Annotated in this window: 11 protein-coding genes; 3 read left to right on the forward strand and 8 right to left on the reverse strand. The window is 50.4% G+C overall.

What is annotated here, in order from left to right; all coding sequences use genetic code 11:
• Nucleotides 1-92 precede the first annotated feature (92 nt).
• Complete coding sequence (locus tag J2T14_RS00485) at nucleotides 93-923, forward strand: sugar phosphate isomerase/epimerase family protein (RefSeq protein WP_307466691.1); 831 nt, start codon at nucleotides 93-95, stop codon at nucleotides 921-923.
• A 177-nt stretch (nucleotides 924-1,100) separates the two neighbouring features.
• Here J2T14_RS00485 and J2T14_RS00490 read toward each other — a convergent pair whose 3' ends face one another.
• The 3 genes from J2T14_RS00490 to J2T14_RS00500 form a co-directional block, all read right to left on the reverse strand.
• A complete protein-coding gene (locus J2T14_RS00490; RefSeq protein ID WP_307466694.1) occupies nucleotides 1,101-2,114 on the reverse strand; it encodes a hypothetical protein in 1,014 nt (337 codons plus the stop codon).
• A gap of 226 nt (nucleotides 2,115-2,340) precedes the next feature.
• Entirely contained in the window at nucleotides 2,341-5,022 is a 2,682-nt protein-coding gene (locus tag J2T14_RS00495) for an IPT/TIG domain-containing protein (RefSeq protein ID WP_307466697.1), read from the reverse strand.
• A 110-nt stretch (nucleotides 5,023-5,132) separates the two neighbouring features.
• The gene (locus J2T14_RS00500; RefSeq protein ID WP_307201167.1) at nucleotides 5,133-5,555 is read right to left on the reverse strand and encodes a VOC family protein; all 423 of its coding nucleotides are present in this window, start codon (nucleotides 5,553-5,555) and stop codon (nucleotides 5,133-5,135) included.
• 196 nt (nucleotides 5,556-5,751) lie between these two features.
• Here J2T14_RS00500 and J2T14_RS00505 point away from each other — a divergent pair, with 196 nt between their 5' ends.
• The gene (locus tag J2T14_RS00505) at nucleotides 5,752-7,815 is read left to right on the forward strand and encodes a helix-turn-helix transcriptional regulator (protein WP_307466700.1); all 2,064 of its coding nucleotides are present in this window, start codon (nucleotides 5,752-5,754) and stop codon (nucleotides 7,813-7,815) included.
• 150 nt (nucleotides 7,816-7,965) lie between these two features.
• Here the strand turns inward: J2T14_RS00505 and J2T14_RS00510 are convergent, their stop codons facing one another.
• The 5 genes from J2T14_RS00510 to J2T14_RS00530 form a co-directional block, all read right to left on the reverse strand.
• Nucleotides 7,966-8,904, reverse strand: a complete 939-nt coding sequence (locus tag J2T14_RS00510) for a tyrosine-type recombinase/integrase (RefSeq protein WP_307466702.1) — start codon at nucleotides 8,902-8,904, stop codon at nucleotides 7,966-7,968.
• 134 nt (nucleotides 8,905-9,038) lie between these two features.
• A complete protein-coding gene (locus J2T14_RS00515) occupies nucleotides 9,039-10,250 on the reverse strand; it encodes a Ger(x)C family spore germination protein (RefSeq protein ID WP_307466705.1) in 1,212 nt (403 codons plus the stop codon).
• A complete protein-coding gene (locus J2T14_RS00520; RefSeq protein ID WP_307466708.1) occupies nucleotides 10,228-11,337 on the reverse strand; it encodes a spore germination protein in 1,110 nt (369 codons plus the stop codon). Before J2T14_RS00520 ends, J2T14_RS00515 begins: the two co-directional genes overlap by 23 nt.
• A gap of 20 nt (nucleotides 11,338-11,357) precedes the next feature.
• The gene (locus J2T14_RS00525; RefSeq protein ID WP_373458099.1) at nucleotides 11,358-12,821 is read right to left on the reverse strand and encodes a spore germination protein; all 1,464 of its coding nucleotides are present in this window, start codon (nucleotides 12,819-12,821) and stop codon (nucleotides 11,358-11,360) included.
• A 250-nt stretch (nucleotides 12,822-13,071) separates the two neighbouring features.
• Complete coding sequence (locus J2T14_RS00530; protein ID WP_307466711.1) at nucleotides 13,072-15,021, reverse strand: ATP-dependent DNA helicase; 1,950 nt, start codon at nucleotides 15,019-15,021, stop codon at nucleotides 13,072-13,074.
• A 144-nt stretch (nucleotides 15,022-15,165) separates the two neighbouring features.
• On the opposite strand from J2T14_RS00530, the gene J2T14_RS00535 reads away from it, so the two are divergent.
• Nucleotides 15,166-15,495: a DUF5658 family protein gene (locus tag J2T14_RS00535; RefSeq protein WP_307201178.1), complete on the forward strand. Its 330-nt coding sequence runs from the start codon at nucleotides 15,166-15,168 to the stop codon at nucleotides 15,493-15,495.
• The last annotated feature ends 12 nt before the right edge of the window (nucleotides 15,496-15,507 follow it).

Here is a 15,507-nt window from a genome sequence, read left to right on the forward strand (position 1 = left end):
TAAAAAAGCCAAATTCGCTACATTAATTCTGCCGCGTCGAGTGGTATGCTAGATTCAACGTTAATGAAATGACTAGAGTGAGGCGGTTGATTATGTCCTATTTATCGGTAAGCACTTGGAGTTTGCATCGATTGCTCGGTCCCCTTAGGTGGACGGCATGGGATGCCGAGCAAGGGCAGCATATCATTCACGAGCAGATGCAGCCGCAAGAGCATACGCTGCTGGAGCTGCCGGCAATTGCAGCCGAACGCGGCTATCAAGCGATTGAAGTATGCCATTTTCACTTTCCGGACACGAGCCTCGCTTATTTGCACCGATTAAGAGACGCTTTTCAAGCGGCTGGACTATCCTTTGACACGCTGCTGCTTGATTACGGCGATCTCACCTCCGAGGATGAAGTCCGTCGCTCGGCGGATCAACAGCTGATGCGCGAATGGATCGATATCGCGTCCGAGTGCGGCGCGAAGCAGATTCGTATCGTAGCCGGAGAAGCGTCGCCAGATAACGAACAAGCGATTAGCCTTTCGGCGGAGGCGCTCTCTTCACTCGCGGCTTATAGCGCTCCGAGGGGCGTTCGCGTTGTAACGGAAAATTTCAAGCCGCTTACTTCGACCGCTCTAACAAGCGAACGGCTATTGGATTTAGCCGGCGAGCAAGTCGGATTCATTACCGACTTCGGCAATTATAAGGGTGCTGCGGTAGCTGAGGAGATTGCGAGGACGACGCCTCGAAGCGTGTCGATTCATGCGAAAGCGGATTTCGACGAGGCAGGCATACCGAACGAGCTCCCCTTCGTTCGTTACCTCGAGGCTGCGGCCGGAGCCGGCTTTGACGGCGCTTATGTGCTTATCTACGACGGACCGGGCGATATGTGGAAAGGGCTGGAGCGGGTAAGGCGAATCGTTGAGTCGTATATTCATTAATTGGCGGTCTACCGCACGTTGCTGCGAGATTTCTTCTTCAAGGCAGCCAAGACCATTGCGCAATTCGGCTCAATAAAATAAAAACGGCTGTCGACGAGTGTCGGCAGCCGTTTTTATATCATTTGGAATCGCGCGGCATATTTTGTGGCCATAAAGAAGACACGCTTTCGCCATTAATCAATGTATGGGTTCGTTATCAAAAATAAGCTCGTCCACCAATTCGTTTTTGTACATCAGAGAGAGGTTTAAACCGCTGTAGTCCTTTTCTTTGTCAAGTTCCTGCATCAGCCGGGACGAAATGACTTCAGCGTCATTGACGTTGGAACGGTTACGGAAATCAATAAAGCCGGTTAACCGGCGATGCTGAATGTTTACTGTAGCAGTACCGATCGGCATCTTTCTGGAATTTTGTTGGTAAATCTCGTACGTTAAAACATCACCGTCATCACGGGCTAAAACAATGCTGTAATCCTGTTCCTTCGGAACCTCTATCTCGTTATCCAATAGATCTTCATGGGTCAATTCCACGGTCTCCAATAGTTCCCCGTCAAATTTATGGTTAATCATGAATGTATCAACCGTATCTTCATCAAAATCCGTCACTAGCAGCTCGGTAATATTTTGGACTTCGTCATCATCGGGCTCGAAAATCCAACGTACGTCGCCTGAAATGTCCGCATGATCAATACTAAGTAGAGCTTCAGCAATCCATTTTCTTTTATAGTCGTAAATATGATATACAATTCGATTCCGCTTTTTGTTTACAATTACCAACTCATACTCGGCTGATTCCCAATCCTCCGTTGAACCCTCATTCTCTTCGGAAAAGAAGCCGTGTTGACGCTCGCTGTAATCATGCCTGTCTCGGGGTTCAAACTCTTCCGTTATCTCTTCATAATCAACCTCATCCGTAGTAACAATATGGTCGTAATGGCTGAACGTCATCACAACGTCACATGTCTCAGCACGGACTGCGTGGATGAAAAATTGAATATAATCCTTCAGATATGATTCGACGCTTTGTTTGTCGGCAGGCTTTAATGAATCCTTTTCCAGTTGGACGGATCCCGTAATGCGGTCTCCTTCGCGGTAAACCAATGCCAAGGTACCGGCAAACCGCCCGCCCACCATGATATCGCTGAACTCTCCTCCGGTTGTTTTAAGATTAGGCCTGATTTCGATATTCCGCATGCTTTTCGCCTCCCGTATAAATATGCAGCAATATTTAATGTTCCCAAACCGGGACGGAAATATATACCCTCATATCGATTCTGATCGTAGTCATATTATCCCATCAAATTTTTCATAATGATCTTTCACATTTTCATCACGTTAACTCGGACATCCTAACCGGCAGCAAAAGGAGCGCCGGCTCATAGCCGACGCTCCACTTTCGGGTTTTGTTTGTAAAATTGAATTATAACAGCGGAATAATAGCGTTTGCGTAAGCTTGCGCGCCCTTCGGATTCGGATGGCCCATCGAGGCGCGTTTGCATTTTTCCATATCCAGACCGGTACAACCTGCTTTCGTGCAGGACACCAGCCGGTCGCTCGCTATGAAATCCTGCGGCGATAGGTCCAAGTTAACCCCGAACAGGTACGGATCGTCGGTAAGCGCCGCGTGGTCGGGGCCGAAGTTAGGATCGGCGAAGAAGATACGAGATTCACTCAGCTCACTGTTTCTTTTGTTAATAGCCTGCTGCAGGTATATCTTGGATTCTCGCTCCAGCTTCTCGCAGCGGTTGCAAATCGCTTCGAATTCGGCAAGTCCGAACACGCCTCCAGCCGCTCCTCCGCCGGCTCCTCCCACGAGGATGCCGAGGGCGATCAGCAGCGCCTCGACGGCCGCCAGATCGCTCTTGCGGGAAATCGGCGCATAATATCCTGTAACGATGACTTTAGCCTTAGAATAATCTTTCGTAACTTTCTCCAGTAGTTTATACATGCTTTGATTAAGATGCGTCTCCAGCAGCTCATCCAGATTCGCCGGACTGAACGGATTCAGAATGGTTGTGACGTCAACGTCGTTCATCCCGCCGTCCATCAAAACCAAATCGACTTTATCCTTACTGCCGGTGAACAGGTCGCACTGCTGCCAGATCGTCGGATAAGACGTCGGCACCTCGCCGTCCACAGGATCGACGGTTTTTTGATCGCCGATTCCGATCGTCGCTCCCGAATGCGCCAAAACACTCGTATACTGCTTGATATTGCCATTCTTGGCCTGAATCGCCGCGCCAACGAGCGAGTAGAATTTCTCGTGCTCCTGCATCCCTTGGCCCCAGCTGACCGAATCGCCGATCACCAGCATATGGTACGTTTCGAGCTCCAATTGGAATGTATTGGACAGCGTGCCGTCCGCGAAACGAACCTTCAAGGCGACTTGTTCGCCAGATGCGTTCTTCACCGTATCGGAAGGGCGAACCATCGTAAATTCGATTTGATTCGAGCTTATAAGACGGACATCCGGCATTTCGTGATCGTTGACGAGCACGAGCGTTCCTTCCGCGAAGCCGCTTCCCTTCAAGGTAACCTTCATGCCCGGCTTGACGCGCAGCAGCTCATTCGGCTTCCTTTCTTCCATCCCTTCCTGCCCGATATCCATAATCTGAGGCAGAACATAAACAGAAGCGAGATTTGACAACGTCGAATCCGTTTGACGGACCTGGAACATACGCGAGCCGCCGAACAGCTGGGGTACCGTAAACTGCAGCTCTGTATCGCTTACGACCGTCGTAGCGGCCTCAATACCGTCTATCACCACGATATCGCTCATCGTGAAGCGTAATCCGTATACTGTCACCCTTTCGCCGCTTTTGACATAAAGCGAGGTCACACGGTTGATCGCAGGCTCCAGCATTTTTCTTCTGAAATCGTCTGCGTTGATGGAGAAGAAGCCGATCGGATTAGGCAGGACGCCTCCTGGCTGACCGTTTGGTCCTGTCATGCCATATGCTCCCGTCGATCCATACTGACCAGCCCTCCGGGGTCCCGGACCGCAAGATCCCTTCGAGGCTCCTACGGCTCCTCCTTCTCCGCCGATACCAGGGTAGCCCGCAGCTCCGCCGATACCTGCACTGCCTCCTTCGATACGGATTTCGAAACCCGCTGCATACTGCTGTAAAACAGGCTGAGGCGCATATAGGCTCAGTCGGCCTCCACTTCCGCCATTGCCGCCGGCACCGCCATTACCGCCTCTGCCGCCGTTGCCGCCGTTGCCGCCGGCACCCGCACCCGCCTTGCAGAAGCCCGCCCAGTCCAGCACGGCAGGCTTGCCTCTGCCGCCTTTGCCGCCGTTGCCGCCATTTTGTCCTTGCCCGCCTTGCGTGCCGTCCTGCCCGCGAAGATCAAATCGCGGCCTCCCCGTCATCTCGAGCACCCATACTTCAAGTTCCGGTGCTCGGGCGCCGTCATATCCGCGGTCCCCCGTCCAGCCTGGCTCTCCGGGAGTCCCCGGGATCCCGACCAGCGTCGTGGACATCGGTGCCTCATCCGGCGTACGCGGTGCCGGGTTTTTTTGCGGAGGAGCAGTACGGTAAGGACGCTCCCAACTAATCGTGACGTTCTCTTCGACCGTCAGCTTTTCCGCGATAATAATGAGATTGCGCTGCGGATATTTAAGGACGATGTTTGTTCCGCTTACGAGATACACCTCAGATGCGGCCCAGTAAGCCGAATCGACAAAGATATCGGATCCGGCAGCCGTTAGAGAGGGCAACGACAGAAAAGCTTTGTCCTTGCTTGTGAACGGAATCGCCGTGAGAATATCTGCCTTTCCGCTGTAGGTCTCTACCGACGGTGTTCCTTTCTGACTGGAGACGATGCGGGTCGTGGACTGCACCATCGTGCCTCCGCTGATGATTCTTGCTCCCGGCTTCGTCACGCCCTGCTGGGGAACGATTTGGCCGCTAATCCGCAGCATGCCTAGACCGGATAATGACGTTATACCTTTCGACTCGAGCAAAGCTTTATGATAACTCAGCCTGTCGTTTACCATCTGCGGAGCTGCAGTGAATGAGCCAGCCTTTAACGTCGCGGCGAACGCATTCGTCTGCATACCTCCAATCGAAGTATTGCTTCCGTAAGTACCTTTAGACATAATGATTACCTCTCCATTTCATTAGATAAATTTTGCGTGAAGCTTTGCCGGAAATTCATGCGAGTCGGCTTGGCATTTTCGTCTGAGTCGGTTCGGGTTCGGGTTCAGGTTCAGGTTCGGTCCGCCCATTCCTCCAATTGTTCGAACGTAACCATACCGCCAGCCGGCCATTCCGCCCTTACGGGCCAAATGATTTGCACATGATTCCCTTCCGGATCGAAAAAAGAAAACGTCGGTCCTTCCTGCTGCCAATACGGCCCCTGGGTGAAAACGCCCAGCTCCTTCAATCTGCGCCATATAGCCTTGAAGTCATCCAACGTATCTGCGCTGAAAGCCAAGTGCATATGATGCAGATTGTTCATGATGATGAGCTCGTGCCGCCCCGAGGAAGGATCGATGGCGAGCCCGGCTGTCCCGTCCTCGACGGGCGCCTCCGCCCCCTTAAGCTCGAGAGCCGCTTCATAGAAGGCTGTCAGCCTGCGCACATCATGAGCGTACAGTGTTATGTGTTCCAATCGGCTAACCTTCGCCATGCTTCTTCATCCTTTCAAGCAGCATCTCGCCTGTTCATATCCTACCATCGCCTTTGTCGCCGCGATATTACCCGAAAGGATACATCCGAAAGGATACCCTTTTGTAAAAGTCAGGTGCTCAAAACGATATATGAGCGTGTATAATATGGAAGTGTACTTTTTTTGATGAAGTGATATGGAATAAGAGGGTGAACGGATGATGCAATTCAGGATGGAGGAGCTTGAAAGCCGGCTGATGGTCGGACGCTCCGCTGAAATTAATGCCTTTATCGGCATGCTTGAGGACGAGCGGCGAACCAAGAGGCTGATCCACCTCTTCGGAACGGCCGGTGTGGGGAAGAGTTGTCTGCTCGACGAGCTGCAACGGCAGGTCAGATTAAGGGGAATCGCCTCGATTGCAATGGACAGCGAAGGATTTTGGCGTTCTCCGGATGCTTTTTGCTTACATATGTTGCGCTCCTTAAGAAGCTTGGAGCCTGACGACGAGGGCCTGGATGCTTCTTCTTTATTGGAGAGAAGTATCCGCACGCTGAACGAAAAGTCGGCGTCCGAACGGCTGGTGCTGTTCCTGGACAATTACGAAACGATGGAAGCGCTCGATCATTGGCTGCGCGAATATTTTCTCAAGCGGCTTCACGAAAATGTGCTGATCGTCACGGCCGGGCGTCACGCCCTCTCCGAAGGGTGGATTCTCTCGCCTGTCTGGCGGTCGCATATCGCGAGAATTTACCTGGATCATCTTCCGTATGAAGCGGTCGAACGATACGCCCGCTACTGCCAAATATCCGATCCGTCGTTAGTCCGGGACATTTGGCGCAGGTCCAAGGGACATCCTTTAACGCTTTCTCTGCTTGCGTTTTTCTGGGAGAACCAAGAACCGCACGCAGGCGAAGAACGGAGCGCGGAAGAGACGGACAGCCTGCCGTTCATTGTAAGCCAGTGGCTGCGGGAAATTCCGGGCGAGCATATGCGCCCGCTTGTCGAAGCGGCCTCCGTCCTGCGTTATTTCAATCAAGATACGCTTTCTTTTATGATGGAAAAGGAAGTGACTTCCCCGGAATTTTACCAGCTCATCCGCTTCTCTTTCGTTCGGAGAACGGACAGCGGCTGGACGGTTCACGCTTTGATGCGCGAAGCTGTAATTCAAGAATTGCGTCTGCGGTCGCCCCAGCTGTATGACCGGCTTCAAACCCGCGCCATCCTGCACGCCTACGAAGGATTTAAGCGTTCGCCGCGAGATGTGCGCAATCACGAAGCGCTGGAGCTTACGTATTATGCCGGGGACGCATTGATCCGCGCCTTTATGAATTGGTTCGATCCTACGCCTCGGCCGTTCGAGCCCGTCGGCCTGAGCCACCGCGCCGAACTGGAGCGCTATGTACAGTACCGGCGGGAAACGGCTGCGCCGCAGACGATTAAGCTGTTCGATGCTGCGACAAACCGCCGTTTCGACTTTCCGTTGACTGTAGAGCAGAATCTTCATTCCCTGAAGTGGTTCAATATGGACCGGTTATTCTCGCTCGAATACGACGTGCTCCGGGTCATGCGGAACGATGAGGGAAAAATATCGGTACTCATCGCGTTGGTTCCCATCAACCGGAAGACGATGCCGTATTTGATGGAGCATCCGTGCTCCCGTTCCTATTTCTCCGGCCTTACCGAAGAAGAGCTTGAGCGGTTCGCCGTGCCGGAGCATACCCGCGCGGGCTGGTTTATCGATACAATCGATCAAGACGATTACGAGAATGTAGCCCAGCATACGGGTATTGGCCACTTTCTCCACGGTTTGATGTTTACCGGCGAGTTTTTGCTGCGAACGCCCCCTCCTCATCCGTTCTTCCAGGCGGCTCATGAGAGCCTAGGCTTCGATACGGCCGATCATGCTGTCCATACGAATCACGACGGCATTACACCGACGCCCGTCTTCGTTCGGGATACACAGGGCGAGCAGCTTCATGCTTATATCCGGAAGCTGGTGAAGCGCTCGGGCCTTCGTATCGAACTTCCGCTCGAGGAATCGGAAGACACTGGTTCAGATGCTTCCCCTGTCCGCGGAGACGAAAGCGGGGTTTCGGAGCTTCGTGGCTTGACCGCCAGGGAGAAGGATGTAGCCGCTCTGGTGCTCGAGGGGCTGACCAATGCGGAGATCGCCTCCCGCTTGTATTTGAGCGAAGTAACGGTGAAGAAACATTTGAAATCGATCTTCGAGAAGCAGGATGTCAGCAGCCGGACCCAATTGGTTCGGAAGATGCTTATGTAACAAAGAGGAGCCGCAGGCATGCGGCTCCTCTTTAGGTTCAGCTTATACGATCAATATTCGACCCGAGCGTCCATGCTGGGCGCACAATACTAAGGAACGACGCGTTTGCTCCGGTAATTATTTAACGCTATTAAGTTTACATAATTATAGTTATGTATATTTTTGAACAGGAACATAAATTTTTGCTGCGATATTGTTCATAGCGTTCTGGAGCTGCTTATTATCGATATGCGTATAGATTTGCGTCGTTTCGATGCTCGCATGACCTAACAGCTCCTGAAGCGTACGAATATCGGTGCCGCTGCGAATCTGCATCGTTGCAAATGAATGCCGCAGCTTATGGCTGGACATCCGCTTAGGAGCCAGCGAAGGCATATCCGCCTTGAGCCGCTTGAACGCATCGTCCGCTACCGTCTGAATCATCCGGATCGACAATCGCCTGCCGAATTGAGAGACGAACATCGGCTGTTCCTTGCCCTGCTTCGCTCCTACCCTCTCCTCGATCGCTTGACGGAGAACCGCTTGAATCTGCTTCGGCAGCGGAATAACTCGCCATTTGCGTCCTTTGCCGAGTATATGGATAGACCCGTCCGCTTGAAAGTCATGCACATTCATTCGATGTACCTCGCCCACCCGCAAGCCGGCATACGCCATCAACAGCACGATGCATAGATTGCGACCGTAATGCTTGCCACCGAGCATATGAATGAACGCTTCCAGCTCGTCCTCCTCGAGATAGGAAGGAATTTTGTTTTTCTCCTGCTTGGACTTGGCGATGAGCGCGGCCGGATTGGCCTCGAGCTGCTCCAATTCGATGAGCGCTTTGAAGAACGCACGCAGGGCGGATAGCTTTCTATTCCGCGCTTCGTCTCCCGCTCCCTTTTCCCGGCAAGCCGACATGAACCTCATCACATCCATCTTCGTCAGCTTCTTCACCTCGGCCGGATATGCTGCATGAAGGAAATGCATCGTGTCGCTCAAGTAAGCGCGCTGCGTCGCTTTCGTCATCCCTTTATTTTTCATCCAGATCGAGAATAAATCCAATTCGTCTCTATAACTATCGAGTAGCTCATGCTGCGTATGTACCAAGTTCAGGCTAACCTCCGCCAAATAACGTATTTTCGCACTCAAACAAGCTCTATTACTGCTCTTATCATAACGAAAAGAGAGCTTAGAATGCAAATTGCATGAAATATGTATTTCACGCAATTTTATAGCCCTGTTTAACGTCGGCTTGTAGCGCCATATTCAGTAATTTTCGATTTGATATGGATCGTAACCGGTATTTGGCTGAACTCCTCATCCCAATCCTTCTTCATCGGCTCCCATACCTTCGGATGCTGAATACGGAGGCGTTGACCGAAACCAGCAACATCCGTTTTATACTTATCTTGCAGCTTAGCCAGAGTAGATAGAACGAGCTTCTCTATTTCTTCCTTGACCGCCGCTTCTGTCTGTTTCGTAAAAGCCTCATTGATCTCGAGCTCGGACGGGGTCCATTCCTCCATGACTCTTCCGGTCGTTTCGATCTCTACCTCAAAAGTGACTTTGCCGTTTTTGACGATCGCGTTTATTTTACTTTCCAATTTTTTAATTTCGTATGAAATCACTTCACCTCTTTCTTCGTGGTAGGCTTTAATTTGTCCGCCCTTTCCTTGTCCGGATAACAGCATTAAGCCGACCAGCTCTTTCTCGTTAAGAAAACCGATAAGTTTCTGGCTGCTTCCTTTAATAACGGCAGCACCCGAAAACGCCACTTCTCCCTTTGCTGAAACGACGTTTTGCAGCACATAGCTCATCCCGGCATGCATTTTACCTTCAAGCTTCGCCAAAGTGACGGGAGACATGATTTTCAAAGAGCGATATTGATTATCCGTAATGCCTAATAAACGAAAAGCAGGAACGACCGTGCTGCTCTGGGTCTCCAAGGTATGGCTGGCTTTGCTTTTGCTAATGAACACAACGGCGCTGGGCCTAATATCATTGTCTCTCAGGAAAAAATCAAGCAATTGATCCATACGCTTTCGCCTTGCAAGCTTCTCATTAACAACGATTACTTTCAGGTGATGTCCGATAACGGGCCGTTCCATCCGCGTAGAAAACTCTCGTATCATTTCAAAGATCGAGTCTCCCGTTTCAGACACATTGATATAGGCTTTTTGCTCGGCCGCAGGCGTTTTCTCTCCCTTTCCGCCTTTCAATTCATTAATGATTTGAATGGTAAACGTCATTGTCTTTTTTCTCGCATAACCTGCTCCTTGCTTTTCAAGCTCCTTCTCTACCTTCGACTGCTCGCCGATATCCAGCGCCATGCCGATGTAGATCGATAGATCCTCGATCTCGTCCTTGCTCCAACATCCCGTCTGCAAGAAAAGGATGGCAGCAGAAATGAGCATAAGAAAGAGCCTGCTTTTATTTACGGCTAATGCCTTCACCCTTATGCCCCCTTAGCTTGGATATCGCTAACAATAGCAGCGGCATTGCGCCGAATAAATACAAACTCAAATTGCCGATAAAATCTCCCATTCGGAAAACGCCGGCTAAGTTTTTAGGTATATTGGCCATTAGAAATACGACTGGAAGCAGCCCATAAAGGAACCCGTTCAGATTACGCTTCGACATTTGCGACAAACCGAGTGAAGCCGCATAATACGTCATCGTAAAGGTCGAATAAATTTGCATGATCCAAATAACGAGCAGAAACGATTCAAAACGTTCAAATATGAGTCCTTCGATTTCGACGCTTCTTACTAAATCGAGCGTTGGCCAGGTTCTCGTTACAACGCCGTCCACGGATAATGAGCCTATGACCATCACAACCGTAATGATATAAATCATTAAGGGTATGGAAGTGCCAACGATAACGGCTTTCGATGCTTTTTCCGGACGATGCATGAAAGCAATAATGATCAATATCGCTTCGAATCCCGTAAACGTTATGGCGGTGGTCTTCACGCCATTGAGAACCGGCATAACCCCCTGCCCTAGTACAGGTCTAAGGTTGTCCACATCAAACAACGTAATGCCGAAGAAGGTTACGATGACGAACACAAAGATTGTAATGGGCAAAATAATTTCAAATAAACGTGCTATAGCGTTTATTCCGCCAGTAACCAAATAGAGACTTACCCACATAAAGACCATAATGATCGCCCAAGAAGGCGTACCTTCCAACAAGAAAAAATCAGCAACCTCTGCAAGCACTCTAATCTCGAATGAAGCGATCAGACAGAAATAACCGACAACGATAAGCGAAATAAGAGAGCCGAGCCATTTGCCCGTAATTTGGCCTATGTATTCGTAAAATGTTTTACCTCGAAACGGTTTGGACAGCATGACCATAATAAGACCTGCAGCTATAGCAAGAAAGCCGCCTATTATAACGGAAATCCAACCGTCCGGCGTTCCCGTTTTTTCCGCGACAGTTCTTGGAAGCGTTAATATACCTGCGCCAAGCATCGTATTGGCTAGGATTACAGCTGTTTGGATGCTTGTAATGCGATCCTTAGCCTGATATGCCATTCGTTGCGGCCTCCCGTCTGTCAACCTTTACGTACCTTGTCCTTTGTTTTTAGCATTTTCGGACGTCGCTTCATCATCGTTAACGGCATGCGCAGAATGAAGTCTTTCCAATCGTTTAACCGGTAAGGGACTGCCGGACTGGCATACGGCACTCCAAAGCTCTTAAGCTTGACCACATGGACGCACAGCATAAGAAAAAACAAAATTACGCCATATAATCCGAAAGCCGCCGCGCAAAACATGGCGATAAAACGAAGCATCCGTAGTGCTATGCCTACGCTGTATTGTGGAATTGTAAAGGAAGAAATAGCCGTTACGGCAACGACGATAACGAGGATGGGACTTACAATTCCTGCTTGAACAGCCGCTTCTCCAATGATTAAGCCTCCGACGATACCCATCGCGGGTCCGATCGGTTTAGGCAGGCGCAGGCCAGCTTCGCGTAATATTTCGATCGCTATTTCCATAATCAACGCTTCCACAAGCGAGGAGAAAGGGACGCCGACTCTTGTCGCCATGATCGATACGGCAAGCTTCGTCGGAATGAGTCCTGGGTGAAAAGAAATGAAAGAAATGTAAAGAGACGGCGTTAACAGAGAAATAAGAGCCGCGGCAAAACGGAGAACCCTTAACAAGCTGCCAGACATCCAGCGTTCGTAATAGTCCTCAGGCGATTGGAGCAGCATGCTGAAGGTAACGGGCACAATAAGCGCGAAGGGCGTTCCGTCAAGCAAGATCGCGACCCGTCCTTCCATTAATGCCGCTATGACGCGATCCGGCCGCTCCGTGCTTTGCACTTGCGGGAACGGGCTAAGGAAGTTATCCTCGATCAACTGCTCCACATACCCCGATTCAGGCAGGTTGTCTATATCGATCTTAGAAACTCGCCGCTTTACCTCTTCTACGATGTCCGAATCGGCAATATCCTCCATGTATGCGATAATCAAATCTTTGCTTGCCCGTTTGCCAACTTTCATCGCGATCATGGATAGGCTTGCGTTTTCCCCATGTCTTCGCAACAATGCCGTATTATCCGATAACGTTTCATTGAAACCTGTTCGCGGTCCTCTTACTAACGCCTCCGAGATCGGTTCTTCAATGCTGCGCGACTTGCTCAACATCGTTCCGATAATCAGCATTTCGGACATGCCGTCTACGAGCAGCGCCGTTTGGCCGGTGAGCACCTTCCGTATGATTTCTTCTATTTCATGGGTTATTGTAATCTGGCTTACCGTTAACACTTTATTCGTTAATATCGAACATGTGATCGTCTCTTCGCCGACATCGTTCATCAACACTTTCAAAATATGTTGATCTATCATATCTTTGTCCGCCAACCCGTCCGCATAAATAATGGCGGCGCCGACACTACTGCCGGCAATCGAAAACTCGCGTATATTCACGTCCGAATGGCGCGCTGTAATCGCTCTAACCTTTTGCAAATTCGATGATAAGCTTCCGTACATGGGGACCACTCTTTCTATGCTTTTCGGAACGAATCAAATAATCTGGAAATGGCCACCGGAACGGCTAAAACGATAAAAGCTTGAAAAATAACTTTCCACTCTGGAATATAGCTTATCCATGCTTGAACATTCATAAGGCACACTCCCGCTCCGTCTTTTAGAGGGATAAAGAGCATTTTCTCCATTCACGGCGCGAAATAAACCCGAACAGAAACGATTGAAGGGAATAAGACAAAAAAAAGAGAAGGGATCACTCCCCTCTCTTCTTCTAGAACGTATGCAGCGTGACGTCGTTTGGCATCACATTGTTAATCTGCTCTCGTACGTTACGGTCATTTAATTGTGCGCCGAAGATCACGATCGAACCGCTGTCCTCTCGGGAACGTATCAGACGTCCGATTCCTTGCCTTAATCGGAGCAGCATATAGGGCATATCGACTTCGTCGAACGGATTCAGCGCATCCTCCCGCTTCGCATCGAATACCGGATCATGCGGCGGGAACGGCAGATCCCAGATGATGACTTGCGACAACGATGCGCCTGGAATATCGAGCCCTTCCCAAAGCGTCACCGCGCATAGGATGCTATCGGTTTGCTGCTGGAATTGGGCGATCAGATGGCTGATCTCGGCCGAACCTTCGTATAGGAACGAATAATCGGCGCTGCCATGCTCGTCTTTTTGTACCGAAATTTTGAACAGCTCAAGCTGTTCGATCGATGGGAACAAAATCAACGAACCGCCCTTTGCCTCGCCTAACCTGCGCAGCGTTTGTTTTACTTTGCTCTCCGGATCAAGCTCCGTATTGTCTGCCTGTATGAATACTTCCATTTGCTGCGCGTAATCATAGGGCGACGGCACGGTAAAGGATAACGGCGCCTCGATTCCTAAGCTCTGCATCATATAAGCGAAAGATCCGTCCACCGACAGCGTCGCTGACGAGAACACGATCGGCATGTTAAGACCGAACACTTGCTCCTTCAGCACTTCCTTTACCCACTTCGGCATTATGACGAGCGAGATGCCTTCCTTATCCTTCGTTACCCAGCTAATCGGCTGCTCCTGTCTCTTGAACAGCGACAAGGCGAATTGGAGCATTTCGATATGCTCCTCTACGATCTTCAACTGATACTCGTCAATGGTGAACAAGCCGCTTTCGAATACGAGCTCCTCTTCAATCTCGGACATCATATCCTGGAACCGATTCACTTCCTGCAGCAGCTCGGCCTTCCAAATGATCTGTTTGCGATCCGATGCGAGTACGGTGCGGCTATTTTGTTCGATCAAGGAGAACAGATGCTCGCTCTGCGCTAGTGCGTTCTCTATCGCATAGGCTAAAGACTCTCTAATGTCGTCCTGCAGCAGCCTTGTAATGATGCTCTCGAATACATGGTGGTTCAGCTTGTACGTTAGCGCCTTCTGGGCAGCCGTCTCCAGCAAATGTCCTTCGTCGAAGACAACCGAACTATGCGCGGGGAGCAATGGCAGCTGGCCTTCGCGTTTACGCGCTTCGTATGTCCATATATGTTCCATATAGAAGTCATGCGAACATATGATCAGATCCGCCGCTTTCCGATAGTCGTCGCGCGACAGCGTCTGGCCGCAGCGATGCCTTCTATCGCAGACGAGACAATCCTGGAACACGTCCCAGCCGACTTTCCCCCACTGCGGATCGCTAAGCTCCGGGTACTCTTTGCGATTGCCATAGGGGGAGAACGATTGCAGCGTTACCGGTTTATAGACAAACGAAGGCAGCTTGCGGAATATGTCGTCGTACAGCTCGGCGTCGCCGTCGAACTCCGCTCTAGCATCGTCGAGCTTATTGAGGCATAAGTATTGATCCTGCGATTTTGCCATTCTGGCATCGATAGTTAGGCCGAGATGGCGCGAAAGCTTGGCAATATCGCCTTCCGGCTTGAGCAACTGCTCGATAAGCGACTCGTCGGCGCAGGCGATTATCGCCGGTTTTCTCGTATAACGCGCATAACTGAGCGCATATAACAAATAAACAAGCGTTTTGCCCGTGCCTACGCCGGCTTCGGCGAAAATCGTTTTTTTGTCGGCATAGGCTCTCTCCAGCTGAAACGCCATGTAAATTTGCTCATCGCGCACCTCGAAGCCCGCTTCCGGAAGCTTCTCGTAGAATACATCGGCAATCCAATCGCTTGCCTGTTGAATGTAAGACTCTTTAGGGTCGAATTCGAAAGGATAATTATTCACTCGCACATATCTCCAATAGCTGCTTATATAGTTGTTGTTATACCAAATGCCGATCTTCTCACACTCCGCCTAGGGATGGAAGTCGATGCATGTGGACGATATAATATAGTGGTATGCTGATTTTGTTGCAAGGAGGTACGACTTATGAGCGGTTTTGCACGAAAAACGACACGCTTCATGTTCATCGGACTGCTCGTATGCAGCTTTGCCGACGCCGTGTTTACCGACATAGGCCTGCGTCTCCGGCTTATCGAAGAGTTGAACCCGTTCATCAGGTATATCTACGAAACGGACCGCTTCAGTTACTACGGCATTAAGCTGCTGCTGCCTTTGCTGCTGCTTCTTCTCTATCCTCGCTTGAAACCTTATAAAAGGCTTCACGTCTCCATATCGGTTACTTTCGCCATCTATCTAGCCGTTATTCTGTATCATGTCCTCTGGCTATCCATCAGCCTTAGCAGAGGCTTGTTCTAACTATACCATATT

It is taken from the genome of Paenibacillus harenae, from assembly GCF_030812415.1.
Taxonomy (GTDB): Bacteria; Bacillota; Bacilli; order Paenibacillales; family Paenibacillaceae; genus Pristimantibacillus; species Pristimantibacillus harenae_A.

Excerpts from the sequence above, each read along its gene's own strand:
- J2T14_RS00485 (WP_307466691.1), top strand. The coding sequence starts at position 93 with ATGTCCTATTTATCGGTAAGCACTTGGAGTTTGCATCGATTGCTCGGT.
- J2T14_RS00490 (WP_307466694.1), bottom strand. The coding sequence starts at position 2,114 with ATGCGGAATATCGAAATCAGGCCTAATCTTAAAACAACCGGAGGAGAG.
- J2T14_RS00495 (WP_307466697.1), bottom strand. The coding sequence starts at position 5,022 with ATGTCTAAAGGTACTTACGGAAGCAATACTTCGATTGGAGGTATGCAG.
- J2T14_RS00500 (WP_307201167.1), bottom strand. The coding sequence starts at position 5,555 with ATGGCGAAGGTTAGCCGATTGGAACACATAACACTGTACGCTCATGAT.
- J2T14_RS00505 (WP_307466700.1), top strand. The coding sequence starts at position 5,752 with ATGATGCAATTCAGGATGGAGGAGCTTGAAAGCCGGCTGATGGTCGGA.
- J2T14_RS00520 (WP_307466708.1), bottom strand. The coding sequence starts at position 11,337 with ATGGCATATCAGGCTAAGGATCGCATTACAAGCATCCAAACAGCTGTA.
- J2T14_RS00535 (WP_307201178.1), top strand. The coding sequence starts at position 15,166 with ATGAGCGGTTTTGCACGAAAAACGACACGCTTCATGTTCATCGGACTG.